Source organism: Pseudomonas fluorescens (assembly GCF_005938625.1).
Lineage (GTDB): Bacteria > Pseudomonadota > Gammaproteobacteria > Pseudomonadales > Pseudomonadaceae > Aquipseudomonas > Aquipseudomonas fluorescens_BD.
The window spans coordinates 65,352-85,761 of sequence record NZ_VCNJ01000004.1 but is presented as its reverse complement, the minus strand read 5'-3'; the positions used below and the strand labels follow the sequence as shown (position 1 = coordinate 85,761).

At 54.7% G+C, this 20,410-nt stretch carries 18 protein-coding genes and 1 pseudogene; 6 read left to right on the top strand and 13 right to left on the bottom strand.

Features of this window, described 5'->3' with window-relative positions:
• Positions 1-27: 27 nt before the first annotated feature.
• The 7 genes from argR to acs all read right to left on the bottom strand — a co-directional run bounded on the left by argR (position 28) and on the right by acs (position 8,092).
• On the bottom strand, positions 28-1,020 hold the full coding sequence (argR, locus tag FGA82_RS04580; RefSeq protein ID WP_171057239.1) for a transcriptional regulator ArgR: 993 nt from the start codon (positions 1,018-1,020) through the stop codon (positions 28-30).
• Between the two features lie 241 nt (positions 1,021-1,261).
• Complete coding sequence (locus FGA82_RS04575; protein WP_003227281.1) at positions 1,262-2,026, bottom strand: ABC transporter ATP-binding protein; 765 nt, start codon at positions 2,024-2,026, stop codon at positions 1,262-1,264.
• Between the two features lie 27 nt (positions 2,027-2,053).
• The gene (locus FGA82_RS04570) at positions 2,054-3,166 is read right to left on the bottom strand and encodes a M14 family metallopeptidase (protein ID WP_141126182.1); all 1,113 of its coding nucleotides are present in this window, start codon (positions 3,164-3,166) and stop codon (positions 2,054-2,056) included.
• A 1-nt stretch (position 3,167) separates the two neighbouring features.
• Complete coding sequence (locus FGA82_RS04565; protein WP_007912703.1) at positions 3,168-3,866, bottom strand: ABC transporter permease; 699 nt, start codon at positions 3,864-3,866, stop codon at positions 3,168-3,170.
• A complete protein-coding gene (locus tag FGA82_RS04560; RefSeq protein WP_007912702.1) occupies positions 3,863-4,552 on the bottom strand; it encodes an ABC transporter permease in 690 nt (229 codons plus the stop codon). Before FGA82_RS04560 ends, FGA82_RS04565 begins: the two co-directional genes overlap by 4 nt.
• Positions 4,553-4,643: 91 nt before the next feature.
• Positions 4,644-5,417, bottom strand: coding sequence for an ABC transporter substrate-binding protein (locus FGA82_RS04555; protein WP_038366516.1), 774 nt, complete (start codon positions 5,415-5,417; stop codon positions 4,644-4,646).
• A 719-nt stretch (positions 5,418-6,136) separates the two neighbouring features.
• A complete protein-coding gene (gene acs / locus FGA82_RS04545) occupies positions 6,137-8,092 on the bottom strand; it encodes an acetate--CoA ligase (RefSeq protein ID WP_034153332.1) in 1,956 nt (651 codons plus the stop codon).
• 448 nt (positions 8,093-8,540) lie between these two features.
• On the opposite strand from acs, the gene FGA82_RS04540 reads away from it, so the two are divergent.
• Both FGA82_RS04540 and FGA82_RS04535 read left to right on the top strand, forming a co-directional pair.
• Positions 8,541-8,801: a DUF2790 domain-containing protein gene (locus FGA82_RS04540; RefSeq protein ID WP_008084846.1), complete on the top strand. Its 261-nt coding sequence runs from the start codon at positions 8,541-8,543 to the stop codon at positions 8,799-8,801.
• Between the two features lie 564 nt (positions 8,802-9,365).
• Positions 9,366-10,616 carry a ribonucleotide-diphosphate reductase subunit beta gene (locus tag FGA82_RS04535; RefSeq protein ID WP_008084848.1) on the top strand — a complete coding sequence of 417 codons (1,251 nt, stop codon included), beginning with the start codon at positions 9,366-9,368 and terminating at the stop codon, positions 10,614-10,616.
• Between the two features lie 102 nt (positions 10,617-10,718).
• On the opposite strand, the gene FGA82_RS04530 is transcribed toward FGA82_RS04535, so the two are convergent.
• The 3 genes from FGA82_RS04530 to FGA82_RS04520 form a co-directional block, all read right to left on the bottom strand.
• Positions 10,719-11,657, bottom strand: coding sequence for an RES family NAD+ phosphorylase (locus FGA82_RS04530; protein WP_171057238.1), 939 nt, complete (start codon positions 11,655-11,657; stop codon positions 10,719-10,721).
• A gap of 101 nt (positions 11,658-11,758) precedes the next feature.
• Positions 11,759-12,673, bottom strand: coding sequence for a sce7725 family protein (locus FGA82_RS04525; RefSeq protein ID WP_141126179.1), 915 nt, complete (start codon positions 12,671-12,673; stop codon positions 11,759-11,761).
• An 11-nt stretch (positions 12,674-12,684) separates the two neighbouring features.
• Positions 12,685-13,521 (bottom strand): sce7726 family protein, encoded by an 837-nt coding sequence (locus tag FGA82_RS04520; protein ID WP_141126178.1) that lies wholly within the window; start codon positions 13,519-13,521, stop codon positions 12,685-12,687.
• Positions 13,522-13,969: 448 nt separating this feature from the next.
• On the opposite strand from FGA82_RS04520, the pseudogene FGA82_RS04515 reads away from it, so the two are divergent.
• The 3 genes and pseudogenes from FGA82_RS04515 to FGA82_RS04505 all read left to right on the top strand — a co-directional run bounded on the left by FGA82_RS04515 (position 13,970) and on the right by FGA82_RS04505 (position 16,567).
• Positions 13,970-14,501, top strand: a pseudogene (locus tag FGA82_RS04515) (BRO-N domain-containing protein).
• Between the two features lie 114 nt (positions 14,502-14,615).
• The gene (locus FGA82_RS04510; protein WP_141126176.1) at positions 14,616-15,329 is read left to right on the top strand and encodes an HNH endonuclease; all 714 of its coding nucleotides are present in this window, start codon (positions 14,616-14,618) and stop codon (positions 15,327-15,329) included.
• A 251-nt stretch (positions 15,330-15,580) separates the two neighbouring features.
• Positions 15,581-16,567, top strand: coding sequence for a hypothetical protein (locus FGA82_RS04505; RefSeq protein ID WP_141126175.1), 987 nt, complete (start codon positions 15,581-15,583; stop codon positions 16,565-16,567).
• Positions 16,568-16,570: 3 nt separating this feature from the next.
• Here the strand turns inward: FGA82_RS04505 and FGA82_RS04500 are convergent, their stop codons facing one another.
• The 3 genes from FGA82_RS04500 to FGA82_RS04490 form a co-directional block, all read right to left on the bottom strand.
• Positions 16,571-17,767 (bottom strand): hypothetical protein, encoded by a 1,197-nt coding sequence (locus FGA82_RS04500; RefSeq protein ID WP_141126174.1) that lies wholly within the window; start codon positions 17,765-17,767, stop codon positions 16,571-16,573.
• A gap of 132 nt (positions 17,768-17,899) precedes the next feature.
• The gene (locus tag FGA82_RS04495) at positions 17,900-18,574 is read right to left on the bottom strand and encodes a DUF6933 domain-containing protein (RefSeq protein WP_141126173.1); all 675 of its coding nucleotides are present in this window, start codon (positions 18,572-18,574) and stop codon (positions 17,900-17,902) included.
• Positions 18,575-18,651: 77 nt separating this feature from the next.
• Positions 18,652-19,467 (bottom strand): sulfite exporter TauE/SafE family protein, encoded by an 816-nt coding sequence (locus tag FGA82_RS04490; protein WP_141126172.1) that lies wholly within the window; start codon positions 19,465-19,467, stop codon positions 18,652-18,654.
• 112 nt (positions 19,468-19,579) lie between these two features.
• On the opposite strand from FGA82_RS04490, the gene FGA82_RS04485 reads away from it, so the two are divergent.
• Positions 19,580-20,347, top strand: a complete 768-nt coding sequence (locus tag FGA82_RS04485; protein WP_141126171.1) for an AraC family transcriptional regulator — start codon at positions 19,580-19,582, stop codon at positions 20,345-20,347.
• The last annotated feature ends 63 nt before the right edge of the window (positions 20,348-20,410 follow it).

Sequence of the window (20,410 nt, the reverse complement as noted above, 5' to 3'; positions counted from 1 at the left end):
ATCAGTCTGGCGACGACGCTCCGTGACTTAGCCACGCTCGGGCGGCACTGACGACAATTCGAACGGGCTGCTGCTGCGCCGCTGGTTACGATCTTCCCGCGGCGTGGCACCGAAGAAGTTGCGATAGGCGCTGGAGAAATGTGGCCCCGAGGAGAAGCCACACGAGAGGCCGATCTGGATGATCGACTTGCTGGTCTGCATCAACATCTGCCGGGCCTTGTTCAGGCGCAGTTCCAGATAGTACTGGCTCGGCACACGGTTGAGGTATTGCTTGAAAATCCGCTCCAGTTGACGACGGGACACGCACACGTGCTGGGCGATTTCGTCGGTGGTCAGCGGTTCTTCGATGTTGGCTTCCATCAGCAACACCGCCTGGGTGAGCTTCGGATGGCTGGAACCGAGACGGTTCTGCAACGGGATGCGCTGACGCTCGCCGCCCTCGCGGATGCGTTCGACCACCAGCTCTTCCGAAACTGCACCGGCCAGTTCCGCACCGTGATCACGGGCGAGTACCGCCAGCAACAGATCGAGCACCGACATGCCGCCGCACGCGGTCAGGCGATCGCGGTCCCAGTCGAACAGATGACTGGTGGCGATGACTTTCGGGAAGCGCTCGGCGAAATCGTCCTGCCAGCGCCAGTGCACGGCAGCGCGATAACCGTCGAGCAGACCGAGTTGCGCCAACGGGTACACACCGGCGGACAAGCCGCCGATGACCGTACCGGCACGCACCAGTTGCTTGAGCGCACTGCTGAGCGCCGGGGCCAACGTGGTCGGCGGTTCGTCAGCGAGCAGGAACAGTTTCTGAAAGTTTTCGAGTTTGCCGGTCCAGGCTTCGCCGGGCAATTGCCAGGCGCCTTCGGTCCCGGTTCCTGTAACGGCTTCGGCCTGCAGGAACGACAGTTCGTAAACCACGTCCGGGTGCACACGCTGAGCAACACGCAAGGCTTCCTCCGCCAGCGCCAGCGTCAACGCTTTAGTGCTGGGCCAAATCAGGAAACCAATTCGATGGGCAGTCATGGGCGGGCAATCCGAAACGAGGAACAGTGATGAAGGCATGGGCCAATGCTAGCCCGTAAATGAACACAAATCTTGAGACCAACACCGGTCAACTGTAGGAGCTGTCGAGTGAAACGAGGCTGCGATCTTTTGATCTTAAAAGCAAAGTCAAAAGATCGCAGCCTGCGGCAGCTCCTACAGGGAATTTCGGCCAGCCTCTAGGTCGCGAAGCATGACCTAATCTGGTGCATAACGGCAGCGATTACTTGAGGCTGCCCGAGAGGAATTGTTGCAAACGTTCCGATTGCGGATTGACCAGCACTTCACGCGGGTTGCCGCTCTCTTCAACAACACCTTTGTGCAGGAACACCAACTGGTTCGACACTTCACGGGCAAAACCCATTTCGTGCGTAACCACAACCATGGTGCGACCTTCCTGCGCCAACGCTTGCATGACTTTCAGCACGTCGCCCACCAGCTCCGGGTCGAGGGCCGAAGTCGGTTCGTCGAACAGCATCACTTCCGGCTCCATCGCCAGCGCACGGGCAATCGCCACACGCTGCTGTTCGCCACCGGACATGTGCCCAGGGAAGGCGTCTTTACGATGGGCCACGCCGACCTTGTTCAAGTAATGCTCGGCTTTCTCGCGGGCTTCGGCCTTGGACACGCCGAGTACATGCACCGGCGCTTCCATGATGTTTTCCAGCGCGGTCATGTGCGACCACAGGTTGAAATGCTGGAACACCATCGACAGGCGCGAACGCATGCGTTGCAGCTGTTTCGGATCAGCGGCTTTCAGCGCGCCGTCCTTGTTCGCCACCAGCTTCAGCTCTTCGTTGTTGAGCAGGATCTTGCCCGCGTGCGGCTGCTCGAGCAGGTTGATGCAGCGCAGGAAAGTACTTTTGCCGGAGCCACTGGAGCCGATGATGCTGATCACATCGCCGGCTGCCGCTTTCAGGGACACGCCCTTGAGCACTTCGTGACTGCCATAGCGTTTATGCAGGTCTTGGACTTCAAGTTTGTACATGCGGTCGGTTCTCACAAAAACAGTCAGTCAGTCGTTGAGCAAGCGCCCGTGACGCAGCGCTTCGCGCCCCGCCACCTTGGCCAGCCAGAAACCGGGTTGGGCATAACGCAGCCGTTCAATGGCAAACAGCACCCCGGAGGTACCAGCACACACCGTGCTGACCCGATCGGACACAGGATCAATCACTTCAAAAATCTCGTCGCCCGCCTCGACCCATTCGCCGGGCTTGCGCAGAAAACTCACCACGCCAGGGTGCGGTGCGAGCAGCAATTCAGTGCCTTCGAACGGCATGCCTTCACAGGCTTCGTGCGCCGGGTGCGGCCACTCGCCAGTGATCAGGCCTTGCTCGGCGAGGAACGCGAGAATGCCTTCAGCATACGCCTCGGCCTCGGCGCGACCGGTGTCGGCCTGACCGCCCAGCTCAATGGTCGTCGCCAGACACGCCAGCGGAATCTGCGCATCGGGGAACTGCCGCGACAGTCGCAGCCACGGCAACGAGCACGCCTCGTCAAACGAGCTGCCGCCGGAATCTTCCGCGAGCAATCCGACCTTCACATTCAGGTGCGCGGCCAGCGAGCGCCACTGCGGCCAGTGTTGCGGCAACGCATACATGTGCAGCGCAGCTTCAGCATCGCAGTGCAGATCGAGCACCACATCGGCAGTGCAGGCATGGCTGAGCAATACGCGCTGCATGCCTTGCAACTGGCTGCTCGCCTCCGGCAATGCGGCCAAGTGGTCGGCCATGGCCTGACGAATCAGGCGCACATTGGCGTGCGGATCATCACCGAGGCTTTCAGCCAAAGCGGCCGCAACCGGCGCGCTCAGCTCAACGAAATCACGGTTGAAATTCTTGCCGCTGCCGGCCTCGAAACGGCCCTGGTGATTGCCTTGCAGCAACTGCCCAAGACCCAACGGGTTGGCGACCGGCACTAACTCGATGACACCGTTGAGCAAGCCTTTGGCTTCGAGTTCGCCGAGGCGCTTTTTCAGCTCCCAGGCGGTGCGCATGCCCGGCAATTCATCAGCGTGCAGGCTGGCCTGAATGTAGGCCTTGCGCTCGCCGCGTCCGAAACGGAACACCGAAATCTTGCGCTCGCTGCCCAGATGGCTCCACGGCAATAAGTGGTCGATGCGTTCCATATCAGTGCTTCCGCGGGGCCAGGTAGCTCAACCAGCGACGCTCGGCCAGTTTGAACAGTTTGACCAGAATGAACGTCAGGCACAGGTAGAACACGCCAGCGGTGATGTACGCCTCGAACGGCAGATAGAACTGCGCGTTGACGGTACGTGCCGCGCCGGTGATGTCGATCAAGGTGACGATGGAGGCCAGACTGGTGGTCTGCAACATCATGATCACTTCGTTGCTGTACTGCGGCAGTGCCCGGCGCAGGGCCGATGGCAGCAGGATGCGCTTGTACAGTTTGAAGCGCGACATGCCCATGGCTTTCGCCGCTTCGATCTCACCGTTCGGCGTGGCCTTGAGGCTGCCGGCGATGATTTCCGCGGTGTAGGCGCTGGTGTTGACCGCGAAGGCCAGGCACGCACAGAACGTTGCGCTGGACAGCCATGGCCACAAGAAGCTTTCGCGGACCGCTTCGAACTGCGCCAGACCGTAGTAGATCAGGAACAGCTGCACCAGCATCGGCGTGCCACGGATCACGTAGGTGTAAAGCCACGCCGCACCGTTGACGACCGGGTTCTTCGAGACGCGCATCAGCCCCAGCGGCAGGGCCGCGAGCAGACCGAAAAACAGCGACAGCGCGAGCAGTTTGAGGGTGGTCAGCAGGCCGCCGAGGTACAGCGGCATGGCCTCCCAAATGACGTTGTAGTCGAAGATCATAGATCAGCCGCCCTTACGCCTACCGAGTAGCGCTTCTCAAGTTGACGCAGGATCAGCAACGAAACACTGGTGATCACCAGATACATCGCCGCCACTGCGAGGAAGAAGGTGAAAGGCTCGCGGGTGGCATCTGCCGCCTGCTTGGCCTTGAACATCATGTCTTGCAGACCGACCACGGAAATCAGCGCGGTGGCCTTGGTCAGTACCAGCCAGTTGTTGGTGAAGCCCGGAATCGCCAGGCGAATCATCTGCGGCACCATCACCCGGAAGAACACCTGAAAACTGCTCATGCCGTACGCCATGCCCGCTTCGGCCTGACCTTTGGGAATGGCCATGAACGCGCCACGGAAGGTTTCCGACAGGTACGCACCGAAGATGAAACCGAGGGTGCCGATACCGGCGGCCAGCGGATTCAGATCGATGTAGTCGTCATAGCCGAGCATCGGTGCCACGCGGTTGAGCAAGTCCTGACCGCCGTAGAAGATCAGCAGGATCAGCACCAGATCGGGAATCCCGCGGATCACCGTGGAATACAGATCGCCCAGCCAGGCCAGCCAGCGCACCGGCGACAGGCGCAACGCGACACCGATCAGCCCGAGAACGATGGCCAGAGCCATGGACGACAAGGCGAGCTGAAGCGTCAGCCATGCGCCATCGAGGATGACAGCCCCGTAGCCTTTCAACATGATTCAGGTCCTCGAAAGTTGGGATGAAAAAATGGCGCAAACCGCAGAGATCCTGTTGCTTGCGCCATTTCGGACTTGTCGCAGAGACGTCTTACTTGCCGTAGATATCGAAGGCGAAGTACTTGTCCTGGATTGCTTTGTATTTGCCGTTTTCGCGGATGGCCGCGATGGCAGCGTTGATCTTGTCTTTCAGGGCGTCGCCCTTACGTACCGCGATGCCTACGCCGTCGCCGAAGTATTTGACGTCGGTAAACGCCGGGCCTGCGAACGCGAAGCCTTTGCCAGCGTCGGTGTTGAGGAAGCCGTCTTGCAGCAGGGTAGCGTCAGCCACGGTACCGTCGAGACGACCGGCGGCCACGTCGAGGTAGATTTCGTTCTGCGAGCCGTACGGCTTGATCTCGGCACCCAGTGGCGCGAGGACTTCGCGGGCGAAACGCTCGTGGATCGAGCCACGTTGCACGCCGATGTTCTTGCCCTTCAGCTCAGCCAGACCTTCGCTGACCTGAGTACCGGCCTTCATCACCAGACGTGCCGGGGTGTTGTAGTACTTGTTGGTGAAGTCGACCGACTTCTTGCGGTCTTCAGTGATCGACATCGACGACAGAATGGCGTCGATCTTGCGCACTTTCAGTGCCGGGATCAGACCGTCGAACTCTTGCTCGACCCACACACACTTGACCTGCATCTGCTCGCACAGAGCGTTGCCGATGTCGTAGTCGAAACCGACGATGCTGCCATCCGGTGCTTTCGAAGCGAACGGAGGGTAAGCCGCTTCGATACCGATCTTCAGAGGTTTTTCGTCAGCGAAGGCGTTCATCGACAGCACGGACAGTGCCAGGGCGCCAAGCAGCACAAGTTTCTTCATCTTGGGACTCCATCGGTAAAGGGCAAAAACGGCAGAGTGAGCGACAGCCCAATATGCGAATGGGTGAATCGGGAAATCGGTTGCTGCACCGGTGGGAAATTTCCCATTGAAACCGAAGGAGGTTTCAACGTCAGCCACGATGAGCGAGTGATCGGCATTCTAACGACAGGCCGGAAGCCGATATTTCTTCAATGCGACAACTAATTACAGATGCACAGAGAAAGCGACTTTGGCACATTGACAGCCCTGCAATTTCATGCAAGAGCGAAAGACAGTGAACCGATCTATGCTGCAAATTGCGGGCCTATTATTCGCAAACCCTTCTAATCCGGCAAGCGCAGCGTTGTGTCTTATTTTTCACCGGGGCTTTTGAGGCTCTAGAACGGGGCGATGCGTTTCCCTTTGCCCCGCTCCGGGGCGGGCGGTTACACATTCGGTTACGTGGAAGGCGGCGGGTAACAGCGGGAAATGTCTTACGGGGGAGATCGATAATTATTGGTTGGGTGAGACCGCGCTCCGACGAGGGACTACACCGGCGTCTGACAAATTGCCTTCGCGAGCAAGCTCGCTCCCACAGAGATCTGCATTTCGTCTGAAGGTACTCGGTCAAACTGTGGGAGCGAGCTTGCTCGCGAAGAGGCCAGCCCAGCCACCACAAAACCTCCAGACACAAAAAAGCCCCGCCCGGCAAACCGGACAGGGCTTCTGTGAATCATTGCTTAAGCAACATTCATGGTCTTGTGCGTATCAATCAAATGCTGCACCACACCCGGATCCGCCAGCGTCGAGATATCCCCCAACCCGTCATATTCCGCGGTAGCAATCTTGCGCAGAATGCGGCGCATGATCTTGCCCGAACGCGTCTTCGGCAGCCCTGGCGCCCACTGGATCACGTCCGGCGAAGCAATCGGCCCGATCTCCTTGCGCACCCAGTTCTTCAGCTCCAGACGCAATTGCTCGGTCGGCTCCTCGCCATTCTTCAACGTGACATAGACATAAATGCCCTGCCCCTTGATGTCATGCGGAACCCCGACCACCGCCGCCTCGGCGACTTTCGGATGCGCAACCATCGCGCTCTCGATCTCCGCCGTGCCCATACGGTGACCAGACACGTTGAGCACATCATCGACACGCCCAGTAATCCAGTAGTAACCATCGGCATCACGACGCGCACCGTCACCGGTGAAGTACATGCCACGGAACGTCTTGAAGTAGGTATCAACGAAACGGTCGTGGTCGCCATACAACGTGCGCGCCTGACCCGGCCACGAATCGAGAATCACCAGATTGCCTTCAGCCTCGCCCTCGATAATGTTACCGAGGTTGTCGACCAGCGCCGGCACCACACCGAAGAACGGACGCGCCGCCGAACCCGGTTTCAGCGCGTGAGCACCCGGCAACGGGCTCATCATGTTGCCGCCGGTTTCGGTCTGCCACCAGGTATCGACGATCGGGCAACGCGACTTGCCGACATTCTTGTAGTACCAGTCCCACGCTTCCGGGTTGATTGGCTCACCCACGGAACCGAGCAGACGCAGGCTGCTGCCATCCGCGCCTTCAACGGCGGCCTGACCCGAAGCCATCATCGCGCGAATCGCGGTCGGTGCTGTGTAGAGGATGTTGACCTTGTGCTTATCGACGATCTTCGCCACCCGGGTGATGTCCGGGTAGTTCGGCACGCCTTCGAACAGCAGCGTGGTCGCGCCATTGGCCAGCGGGCCATAGACGATGTAGCTGTGGCCGGTGACCCAGCCGACGTCGGCGGTGCACCAGTAGACTTCGCCCGGACGGTAGTCGAACACGCGCTCGTGAGTCATCGCCGCATACAGCAAATAACCACCAGTGGTGTGCTGCACGCCTTTCGGCTTGCCGGTCGAGCCGGAGGTATAAAGGATGAACAGCGCTTCTTCCGCGCCCATCTCTTTCGGCGCGCAGACAGTGCCCGCCACTTTCATCAGGTCTTCGTACCAGATGTCGCGATGCTGGTTCCACTTGATGTCGCCACCGGTGCGCTTGCAGACGATGACTTTCTGGATGCTGCTGGTTTCCGGGTTGGTCAGCGCGTCGTCGACGTTGGCCTTGAGGGAAATCTTCTTGCCGGCGCGAATACCCTCGTCAGCGGTGATCACCACTTTCGATTTGCAGTCGATGATGCGACCGGCCAGGGCTTCCGGCGAGAAACCGCCAAACACCACCGAGTGAATCGCGCCGATGCGGGTGCAGGCCAGCATGGCGACCACGGCTTCGGGAATCATCGGCATATAAATGGTCACCACGTCACCGCGGTGCACGTCCTGACCACGCAGGGCGTTGGCCAGTTTGCACACTTGTTCATGCAGTTCGCGGTAGGTGATGTTGCGGCTCTCGGAAGGATCGTCGCCTTCCCAGATGATCGCGACTTGATCGCCGCGCTCGGCCAGATGACGGTCGAGGCAGTTGTAGGAAACGTTCAGGGTGCCGTCGGCAAACCACTTGATGTCGACATGGTGATCGTCGAACGACGTCTGTTTCACCGTGGTGAAAGGCTTGATCCAGTCGAGACGCTGAGCTTGCTCGCGCCAGAAGCCGTCAGGATTGACGACCGACTGCTGGTACATGGCTTTGTAGGTCGCCTCGTCAGTCAGCGTGTTAGCCAGAACCTCGGGACGAACGGGATACAGAGAAGCCGCACTCATCTTTCCTACCTCGGTGTAATAGTTGTTTTTGTATGACCCTGTTGTAACGGGGCGGGGGCCATAGAACCATTCGACGATGGTAGTAACAAGCCCTCGCCCACCCACACACCCCCTGTAGGAGCTGCCGAAGGCTGCGATCTTTTGATCTTGCCTTTAAACGTCCAGATCAAAAGATCGCAGCCTCCGGCAGCTCCTACATGAGGATTGGGGTGATTTCGGGGATTGTTACCAAATCTGCCAAAGGTGTTTATCAAAACCCGCTCTGTTTACCCCCGCCCTACCTCCCTAGAATTCACCTCGCCGACAAGGCAAACGCGATTAACAACGTTACAGCCCCCACGAAGGCCGTTAATCCAGCTCTCAAGTAATAACTGCAAACGATGAAGTTACACACGCAACCCCATAAAGGTTGCGTGACCCCACTCGACCTCAAAAAGGTAAAATTGAAATGAAAGCTTTATTGGTTCTGGCCCTCAGCAGTCTGTGCGCAACCGCCATGGCAGATGAGGTCCCGACTGATGTCGCCCAGCAACAACCGGTTATCGAGGAATACACTTACTCCACTCACCTGGACATCGCCAACGTCGTATCGATGAGTGAAATTCCCAACGTCTGCGAAGTAGTACCGGCAAAAATGGAGTACGACGACTCCAAAGGTCAGCGTCACATCCTGCGCTACAGCGTGATGGGTAACGGTTGCACCAATTAATGATTGCAGACTGCACCGAATTGGATCTCTCAGCGCTTCATTGAGGGTCGATTCCAGCCCGACTTCGGTCGGGCTCAGTTGTGTCTGGAGTCGTTGAAAAGGGTTGCAAAACACAAGATATAGTGAAAAACGCGGTTTTTTGCTCATTTCTTGAGCAACCAAAGCCCGGCGAAAAAATTAATCAAAAAAAAATCTAACGAGCCAACATCCGCGAAAGCCCTGTAAACCCTCGCTCCGACTGAAATACCCCTCCTGATCGACCGCCCTGTGCTGATTCGCCTCCCCCCACGCGCGTGTTTTTTTCCCTATAATGCCGCCCTAATCGGGTCAGCAATATTCCCTTACAGGGATCAAAAGCCATTCTGAAGCCCCGCAGTCGCGTTCAACGTGATCTGCGCCCGTCAGAGGCTCTCGGAAACCCGTACAAAATTCTGTTTTATTGCCTGCCTTAGCTGCTGCAAAAAACGATTCCTTAAGATCCAACGCGGTCTGTACGACCGTGTGAAAAACCAACCAATCAGGTTTCACACGGGCGACAGGCCCTCACGCAGGAGACGACACGTCATGCTGAGCTGGGACGAATTCGACAAAGAAGACAGTGAAGTAGCAACCGTGAAAGGCGCCAACGCCGGCCACGCTACTGAAGCCAACATGGACCGCCTCGACAACGCTGGCGGTGCCGCCGCGATCGAAGCTCGCGCCGTGACCGCCGACGACTCGGCCGCTGTTGCCCGCGCCAAGGCTGCACTGAACTCCCTCGACGTCGCCGAAGGCCTCGCCGAACTCGAAGGCGCCTCCGCCCGTGTCGCCGTTGACGAAAAGCGCATGATCAACTGCCGCGCCGACCTCAACCAACTCGTGCCATTCAAGTACGACTGGGCCTGGCAGAAGTATCTGGACGGTTGCGCAAACCACTGGATGCCGCAAGAAGTCAACATGACCGCCGACATCGCCCTCTGGAAAGATCCGGAAGGCCTGACCGACGACGAGCGCCGCATCGTCATGCGCAACCTCGGCTTCTTCTCCACCGCCGACTCCCTGGTTGCCAACAACCTGGTACTGGCCGTGTACCGCCTGATCACCAACCCGGAATGCCGCCAGTACATCCTGCGCCAGGCTTTCGAAGAAGCGATCCACACCCACGCCTACCAGTACTGCATCGAATCGCTGGCCATGGATGAAGGCGAAATCTTCAACATGTACCACGAGATCCCATCGGTCGCGAAAAAAGCGGCCTGGGGCCTGAAATACACCCGTTCGATCTCCGATCCGAAGTTCGAAACCGGCACCCCGGACACTGACAAAGAGCTGCTGCGCAACCTGATCGCCTACTACTGCGTTCTGGAAGGCATCTTCTTCTACTGCGGCTTCACCCAAATCCTCTCCATGGGCCGCCGCAACAAAATGACCGGCGTCGCCGAGCAGTTCCAGTACATCCTGCGCGACGAATCGATGCACCTGAACTTCGGCATCGACGTGATCAACCAGATCAAAATCGAAAACCCACACCTGTGGGATGCCGAAATGAAGGAAGAAGCGACCCAGATGATTCTGCAGGGTACGCAGCTGGAGATCGAATACGCGCGTGACACCATGCCTCGCGGCGTACTGGGCATGAACGCGGCGATGATGGAGGACTATCTGAAGTTCATCGCTAACCGTCGTTTGTCGCAGATTGGTTTGAAGGAAGAGTATCCAGGGACGACTAACCCGTTCCCTTGGATGAGCGAGATTATGGACTTGAAGAAAGAGAAGAATTTCTTTGAGACGCGGGTTATTGAGTATCAGACTGGTGGTGCGTTGAGCTGGGATTGATTACTCTGCATAACCCAATATAAAAAAAGCCCCGAAATATCGGGGCTTTTTTTATATCGGCAACTTTATGACTCACACAATCATATAACTAATGATTAGTAATCACACAGGATCAGCTAAAAAATCATGGCGAGTACTAACTACTTGCCCCCGATAGGGCTCCTTAGCTAAGAATGTATCACTGTCAAATATGACGTAATTTCGGCCTTGCCCAAAAGAACTATTAAAGACAATGCCATCATAGTTTGCAACCGACTTAACGAACTCACACATATACTGAGTCGGTATGTACTCTATATGAGATTTATCAGGCAATATTGGCTTGGACAGTTCCAATGAGAAACGCTCCAACAAATCTAAAAAACACAGAACATCCTGCATTTGCTGCTCTTCAAATTTTAATACTGAAGAGTCACATCTAGGATCAGTAAGGCTAAGAAGGTTTAAATCCCTAACAGCCACAAATTCAGATACATATATAGAGCTAGCATTATTCGGCCTAACCTCTGCAACACAAGTTTCTAAATTTTGCGCGAGGTATAAATAGGGTATTCCAATTGGGTTGGCTCGCCCCCCAGAAGCCACCATCGGAGGCGGGGCTCCCATTTTTTCAGCGGTTAGAGCGCTTTCAGATATTCTAGCTCTGTAAAGTAGCTCCCCCCTTTCGAAAGGAGCCTTTAACTGCTCAAGCAGCGCCAGAAAAACTCCAAAGCTTGAGTTGCTTGACGACGGGTTCAGTACCTGAGAAATCAATGCACTACGGGGAAAAAATCTATTCTTATGTTTCAGTTCTTCCTTGAAGCTCAACCATTGACTAGAGTACAAAGAGACATCAAATTTAAATACATACTTTAAATCTGCGATCTCTTCTCCAAAAATTTCACGCACCAGCCTTTGAGCGTCTTTGACAACTGCAGGATTAAGCAAACCAAATTGATTGTAAAGCAGCGACGTTAGATCCTCACCACCTTCAGAAACTTCCAGGCCGTACAAAATCAACTCAACCGAAGAAAACAGAGTATCGGAGCTAATCGTGGGCACTCTAACTGCACCACAAAACGAGCAGTTCGCAACCTCCCCCCTTGACGCCATCTCAATCAAAACTGAATCATTAAAGCAATGAATACAGCACTTCGCCATTTTCAATGCCCCTGTATATAATCACACGTAGTTTCGATATGATGTTTTATTGAGATTTTTTTTACGCTGCCCAAACCGGGGAAATGCCTTGAATTTTGGAGAGAGAAGAATTCATCTAGACCAGACGTCCTAACAAACTTTCCTGGATTAGCGGAAACGTATTGAACAAGTTTGTTCAACGCATCCATAAACTTCCCTCCGGGGTTGGTAGGTGTGCGATCGTCATAGGAAGAAAAATGCCGAACGTGCATTGCGTCATACTCATCTCGATTTACATATGACAAATGCACCGCCACAACATATGCCGGGCCACCCGACTCAGAGTAATCCTCACTAAGAATAGTGAAATCACCAAACCCTACAGCATTTTCGATATTTCGATACTCAGTATGCAGCCCCGAAAACAGAGAATCATCCGCATAATCAGAGTTTTTAACCTCTTTCTTGAAAAAATCACCATATACGACTTTATTACGAAGTTGTGAAAACGCGACCGCGTTAACTCTGGCTTGGTTCACAAGAGTAAATATAGACTCATTGACCACATCAACCAGAGCTCTATCAATACTACTTTCCAGATATACAGCAGCGCGACCTTCGAACGACTGAAAAAGCCTAATTGCAGCGAGATCCTGAGGATTTTTTATTTTCACACACGGCAAATATTGCCCATACTCAGTCTCTAAAAGCTGACTAATCGAAATTTCACCTCCGAGATAGTCGCCTAACGAAGGATTAATCACGACCAGTGGTACTATTCCATTTTCAGCGAGCTTCTTTATCGTCCTTTTCAAAGGAGCAATATTTTCCCTCACAGGCTCAATAACAGGCTTTATATATCGAGAGTCGATCACCTCTGAAAGCTCACGCAACGCAATCAACTCATTTTGCTTACCCTTTAATATTGGAAAATACATCAAACATCCCTTTAAATTGGAGAGTGAAGCACCCTCATGAGGTTATTTTTTTTAGCGCTTGATAACTTCAAGCTCAGGCTAGCCATTAACAATGTTCGTGGTAGGGCGAGCGAAAAATCCGGATTCTTTCGCCGCGACTCCTTTAAAGTCTTGCAAAAAAGGGATCTCAGCAACGCCGCGTCTGCCCTCTTAAAAACAGACTCACACCAACTAAAAACCTCTGTATTTGAAAGCCCCTTCGGAGCATCTTCAATCTGGCAAGCAATTGAAAAATATTCTGAACGGCGTAACGATCTAACCAAAACCTCAGGATCAATTTTACTACTAACAATTCTCGCACTACGCACTTCCGACAGAGTATTTCTACCGGTAAGAACTATAACCCCGACATTATCAGCGACATTGTTCAGCGCATATTCCCTGTGACCTTCAGCAACAACTACAAACGTCTTATCAAAAATCTTTGCATATGCCTCAAGCTGATCATTCAATCTGGAAAAATTATCAAGATCAGTTTTTATTTCATAACAAGTACTATTGCCGTTCAAAACAACACAATCAGCCTTATTACTACCTACTCTAAACTCGGATAGCAGAGTGGCAGTAGAAAGCCTATGACGACCAATAACTATTTTATTAGCCACAACATTCTTAAAAAAATACTCGAACCTATAATTTCTACTGAGATCCTTGTAGCAAACATCGTAGACCTCGGCAGGAGTAAAGCCCTTAGACAAAAAATCGGTGTAAGAGTGCGCAACATTAATAATATGCTCGACATTCCCACTAGCAAGTTCTTCCACATTACTGGTTGAAAAGATCTTACTTAGCTCTCGATAATTTCTCATTACTATCACTACCTACCGTGTACTGCCAACGCTCGAATTCAGAACTCATGCTAGCAGAGAGCCTCAGGCCAAGCTCTATTTTGAAACACAATAATCGTCAGAGGTTAGCCTTGACCATCTATCCCCCACCCCCTACCCTTTTGTCTGGTGCCTAAGAAACACCTCACACAGCGGACTCACCGCACCCGACAGTCGCGGCTTTTTTGTGCCTACGGTTTCCCCGTGCGCATCAAAAACTCTGTTATGCCGGGAGTGGGCGAATACAAGACCCGAAAGGGGAATATGTCCGGCCCTCTGTGTGGGGTTTCTTAGCTCCCGGCACCCAGCCTTAAGAAAGCTGACATCACACAGAGGTAAATGGATATGCCTAAAAATGTCTCCTTCGGCACGAAGGAAATCAGCTTCAACCTCAAGATGATCTACACGCTTCCAGCATTGGAGGCCTGCCATGTCTGAACCTCACAGTTCGACTGTCTTCACTCTGCACAAACTCTCTCCACGCCCTCCTCCTTGAAGGCCAGCCATGGTTTTGCGCACGCGATATTGGTCGGTTGATGGGCGTCCATCTCAGTGATCGGATGGTCAGCAAACTGGACAAGGATCAACATCGTTTTCTGTGGCTTGAGTATCACCGGCAACCTGAAAAGCAGCTGATGCTCAGTGAGTCAGGCGTGTATGCGCTGTTGGTGTATCACTACGTCCCAGGGAATCGGCTGTTGCGTGAATGGCTGACCCATCAGGTGGTTCCGGCCTTACGCGATGCTGCGTCCTCAGCAAATTCAGATCTACCTTTGCTGAGTTTTTTGAAATGGCCTGAGATGTCTGTGAGTCTGTTGCATTGGCAGGATGAAAGCTGGATTCGGCTACGAGATATGCCGTATCTGGTGCAGGGTCAGACACAGCAGCGAGCGACTGCCCCGAAGTCTTGGTGGAGGAAGGCTGCAGAGGTATTTCAGTCGTCGAAGCATCTGATGAGTTAGGTGCTGCTTGTGAGATCACTTGCGAGAACTGTCGCAAATCTCTGTAGGAATTTTCCTAGACAGCCGTAATGGCCACTCAGTATCGTCCGAGGGTTTTCAACCCTCGGCGATTTTATGGATACGGAAAAGGAAAATAGTGGCTGGACGGATGAGGAGCTTGAAGCTTCGGTTGATGGCTATCTCGATATTCAGGCTCGCTACCCAAAGGATCAAAAATTTAATAAGTCCTTGGAGCACAAGCGTCTGCAGAATGGCGTACTCGCCGGGCGAAACACCAAGTCGATTGACTATCGACTGCAGAACATTACCGCTTTGTTCGAAGATCTTGGGCTGAAAACGATCTCTAGCTACAAACCAAAGGTGAATCTCGGTTCAGGGATTACCGCGCGCCTGATCAAAATCCTAGAATCGAAAGGCCTCATTACGCTGGATTCGGGTACACCTTCCACGCAAGAAGAATCATCACTTCGAAATGTACAACGAGAAAAACAACGTGATTTTGTGAGTGAGCCAGAGGGTGTGCAGATACCTCAGCAAATCGTCAGGACAACCAGAACCTACGCCCGCATATCTAAAGTCAAAGATTGGATTCTGTTCAACGCCAAGGGTGTCTGTGAGGGATGTGGACATCCAGGTCCGTTTGAAATGAATGGAGAACCTTACCTTGAGGTTCACCACGTTAAGCATTTGTCGGACAACGGGACGGACTTCAAGACCAACACCGTAGCGCTGTGCCCAAACTGTCATCGACGCTGCCACCATTCTGACGACAGAGAGGCTTTCACTGCTTGGCTGTATGACAACGTTGGAAGACTCGAGAAGGAATAATCGCGGTTTATCTGACTAACCGTATTTGCTGTTCTTGGGGCAGCTCCGCTGCCCATCGGGGATAAATCCCCTCTCCACAATTGAAACGTGTTGCTGCCGGGCGGGTGTCTGGATTCGGTAATGAGTTGATACCACCAATCGCCAGCAGGCTGACTCCCACAAATCCCGCATCATCCTGAAAACAATCAGTGCAACCCGCGCCGCCTCCCGCTATTAATACCCCTCCCCCACTCAAGGACCCGAGCCCCACCATGAAATTCGATCTCGCCTACTGCCTCAGCCTCGACGACAAGTTGTCGATCTATGACGTTCGCGATCTCAATTTCGATGAGACGGTGGCGTTTGACTCGGCGAAGGAACACTTCCAGTGCCCCAACGATGCCTGTCGTTCGGCGTTCGAGGCTTCCAACGAGTTGGGTACGTTCAACGCCAAGAATGTGAATTACGTGCGCACGCCGCACTTCAAGAATCTGCCGACTACGCAGCATGTGGCGGGTTGTCCGTATGTGAGTTTGAAGGCTTCAGCGTCTGGCGTTGAGACGGCGGGTGGCGAGGTGGATGACGGCCGTGAGGAACACTTCCCATCAGAGTTGTTACTGACCCGGCGTGAGTATGTGCGCAAGCCTGTCGCGCCAGCGGGGGCGGCGGATGTGTTGCGGGATGATCCGGTGCGGGTGACGGCGGAGAGTGGTAAAGAGTCGGCGGGTCGTGAATCGGCGCCGGACAAGACCAGTGTGTTTGCGCATCCGGTGGAGTGTTTTGTTTCCAACTTCGCCGACAAGGAGTTGCTTAAGCGGATGCCGTTGAAGGTCGGCGAGCATTCGGCGCCGTACAGTTCGTTCTTCAAGAAGATCGAGTATCTGACGGACAACAAGGGGCTGATTTACTGGGGGCGGATCAAGAAGATCGAGGACTTCCACAGTGCCAGTTTTCGTATCGATTTCGAGGACAAGGTCTGGTTCAAGAAGCCCGAAGACAGTAAGAAGAAGCCGTATCCGGTCAGTGTTTATCTGAACAAGAAGCTGATCGACAACTACCGCAAGCGCAAGGCGTTTCTGGAGGAGATCAAGCACGCGGTGGAAAGCGACAAGGCGTTGTTCTGTTTCTTCTATGGGGTGACGCCGGAGTTGAAGCAGGTGCCCGGCAAGAAGAACCCCGAAAAGCCTTTCGAGGTCTTCAATGCCAATATCGAGAACCTGGACCACTTCATTATTCGTGAAGCGCCGGGGCTGGAGTGACGGTTAGCCTTGGGGCAGTTGCAGTTTGACGGCGCCGGGGTGTTGTTTGATCAGCGAGTACGGCAGGACTGACCAGTCGGGTGAATCGCAGGCTCGCTCGACGCGGGCGAAGTACGCGCCCAGGTACAAACCTTTTTCAGTGAAGTGCCAGTTGGAATAGCCCCAGTTGTTTTCGTTGGTGAAGTCGCAACTGTCTTCATCTCCCTCTACCGGTTTCTTCATTTCATCCGGGTACAACGCGGTGAGTTGTTTGATCAGCCACGGCCCGAAGACTTCGCGTTGATACTTTGAGCGCGCCGCGTCTTCTGCCTCGGTCAACGGCTGGTCACCGCCTCGGTAGCGATCAGCATGAAGGATTGGCTGACCCTCGCCCACCCAGAGCACATCTTCGAGCGACAGCGGATGGCCGGTTTTCACATCAATGTTAAGTGGGGAATCGCCGAAGTCCGGGTGCGCGCCGCCGCAATCGTAGCTGGTGGAAATGTTCAGGCTGATGACACTGGGCGAGATAAACGTCGGAGTAACGTCCTGGAGGAATTCGGCATAGCCGCGACCTCGCAACTGGCATCCGTAATAACTGATGGCCTCGTCCCACAAGCGCCCGAGCAACTGCTGGTTAACCCGTTGCAGATCTTCTTTTGGCATCCCGGACTCGATGCTGAACATGGACATCTTGGTATCAGGCTCTTCCCACCATTGCAGGGAGTAGCCCATGAAGTCCTGCTGTTTACCGGGTTTGAGTTTCAGTCCTTGAAGCCGCAGATATTCATAGGGCTCGGTCTTGGGCAACTTGGCGATGTAGGGAAGAGCATTCGCCGGCACTTCGGGGAGTGCCGTATCGGTGACCAGTACGGGCAGTTTTTTGCCTTTAGCGTTTTGCCATTCGCCCTTCCAGCCGGCCTCAATCGGTTTCAGTTTGAGGGTCGGTAATGGCTTGTCCGGGTCCATACGATCACTGCCCTCTGTGAGCAGCAAGACATCATTTTTATAGGTGCCGTTAAGCTCTAGATCGCGGTGAAATTTCTCATAGAAGTAGCGACCGGTGACCTGCTCCGGGTCGCTGGTGTCGACTTCGAACACGATCGGCATTTTGCCCAACGTGCCGGTGAACACCATCCGGTTATCTTCGGCGTGCGCGGTGGATAGCAGCGAGAACAGCACAGCGGCGCAGGTTGCCAGGCGCATCAGTCCCTTGAGCATTGATCGATCCTTGAAAGAAGAGAAGGCCGCGCCTGGGGTTTGCACGCCGGCCCGGAGAAAGTCGGGGCGGATTATGGCGAGGCCAAGCCAGAGAATCGAGTGCAACCGCACATTTCGGCTGCACTTTGGCGCTTAATGAAAAGCCCTGATCTCTCGCCATGCCTCCAGGCGACGCTTCAAAGCACTTTCGATACCCGCCTCATCAACAACGCAATATTCACGCAACCAGTGAGCGACCATTTCAACATTCGGCCAGTAGGTATCTTTCTGGCCTTTGCTACTCCTGGGCGTGTCATTCATTGCGGCATCGAAACCAATCTCTTCACGCTCACTCTGTGGTAAACAGCCCCACTCCGCTGCATTGCCCTGGAAATACCAAGCGATTTCATCAATATGTTTTTGTGCACTGCGATGGCTGCGCCGATAAAACTTGTAGTCGCGACAGACTTGATCCATACGCTCCGGCATGATGCCGCCATCGACCCAATCCATAAGGCCGTGATTGATCGCATCGCGGATCAATCCTTCACGCCAACGATCAGCAAACCAGGCAACGAAACCTTCTGTGTCAGCCTTTTGCGCATTGGCGAAGACCATGCAATAACGGGTTTTCACATGGATAACCAACAAAACATGCTTGCGTTGCACAGTGATCGCATGGACTAGCCACTGCTCTACGGAACTGGAGGCTTCGTCATCTTCGATGGCCGGCGACGGCGGTTTGTTGTCCACCGGCGTAATCTTTTTACCTTTGTGAACACGGCTGAAGAATTTACTGGCGGCTTCGGTGCAATTGAAGATCAACATCCTGGTTCTCTGGTCATTGCTGGAGGACAGCGTTCGGTTATCAATTTTGATTTCTTCCGCCGTAACCTGGCAATGGTTCATTTAAGCGAAATGCACAGCAGCACAATAATCAGCAGCCCGATATAGACCCAGGCATGCACCCGATCCGGAATCCGCCCAATCCATGGCGCAGCCAATCGAATCCCGATGAGCGCCCCCACCGTCAGCACCGCAAACGCCAGCAGATCCACATACCCGACAAACCACACGCCCAGGTCAGCCTGACTAAACCCGGCCAGCGCCATGTATGTCAGCGTGCCGGCCACTGCCACCGGCACACTCAACGGATTGGCCATGGACGTCGCTTGCGACATGCTCAATCCACAACGGCGCAACAGCGGCACGGTCATGACGCTGCCTCCTACACCCAGAAACGTCGCGATGGCGCCGATGCCTACACCGCCTGCGGAAGTTTCCGTAGCGCCAAGTCGGCGTGGGATGACGTCTGCGTTTTGCGTGAGAAAGCCGCGTCGCAGCAGGCAGTCGACGATGGTCACGCCGAGGTAGCCGATGAACGCGTAGCGAATCACTTCGCCGCTGACCCACACCGCCGCCATTGCACCCGCGATTGCACCCAGGCCGATAAACCCACCCAACGGCCACAGGTAATGACGGATCAGGTTGCCGGCGCGGCGGTGTTTGTCGGTGGCGATCAGGGCGTTGACGATCATCACGCAGGTCGAAGTGGCGACGGCGATGTGCATCGCCGACTGGCCGATCGGGTCGTCGGCGCCGTGGCTGGCGGTGAGCAGGCGATACAGCAGCGGCACGATGACGAAGCCGCCGCCGAAGCCGAACAGGACGGCGGTGATGCCGGTCAGGCAGCCGAAGAGGGTCAGCAGTAAATAGAACATGTCGAGGCGTCCGTGGTGGAAGAGCGGTCGACGATAGAGCGACGGCGCTTGGCCTGCTTCAGCAAGTCAGCCAATAATATTTGCGTTTACGCCAACCACTGGGAAACGCCTGATGCGCAATGTTTCGATCAATCTGCTGGATGACACGCCGCGCGCGGTGGTGGCGATCGGTACGGATTATTCCCACGGCCACTTGCTGCCTTTTCATACGCATCGACGAGCGCAATTGTTGTACGGCGCGACCGGTGTGATGCAGGTCAGCACCCATGACGGTAACTGGGTGGTGCCGCCGCAGCGGGCGGTGTGGATTCCGCCGGGGGTGGCGCACGAGGTGTTGATGCTTGGGGTCAGCACGCGCAGCTTGTACATCGAACCGGGTGCAGTGGATTTGGGGGAGCGCTGTCAGGTGATCAGTGTGTCGCCGTTGATGCGGCATTTGCTGATGGAAGCCGTGGAGTTACCGCTGACCTATGACTTGGTCGGACGCGACGGCGTGTTGATCGATCTGCTACTGCATGAATTGACGCGCAGTGCGCCGCTGCCCTTGCACATCCCGCTACCGACTGACGGAAAACTCCTCTCTCTATGTCAGAACTTTCTGCATCAGCCGTACGCCCACCAATCGCCACAGCAGTGGGCTGACCAATTACACATAAGCTTGCGTACCTTCAACAGACTGTTTCGCCAACAAACCGGGTTGAGTTTCAGCCAATGGCGTCAACGCGCCTGCGTGGTCCTGGCGCTGGCACGTTTGGCCTCGGGTGAAGCGGTGACGCGCATCGCGCTGGACTTCGGTTATGAAAGCCCGGCAGCGTTCTCGACGATGTTCCGGCGGATCCTCGGGCAGGCACCGTCCGTCTGGTTGGAGGCGGCGAATTAGCGCAAATCAAAAAATGCGTTTGATCCCGGCCGAAAACAACTGTACAAAAACACAGTACATTTT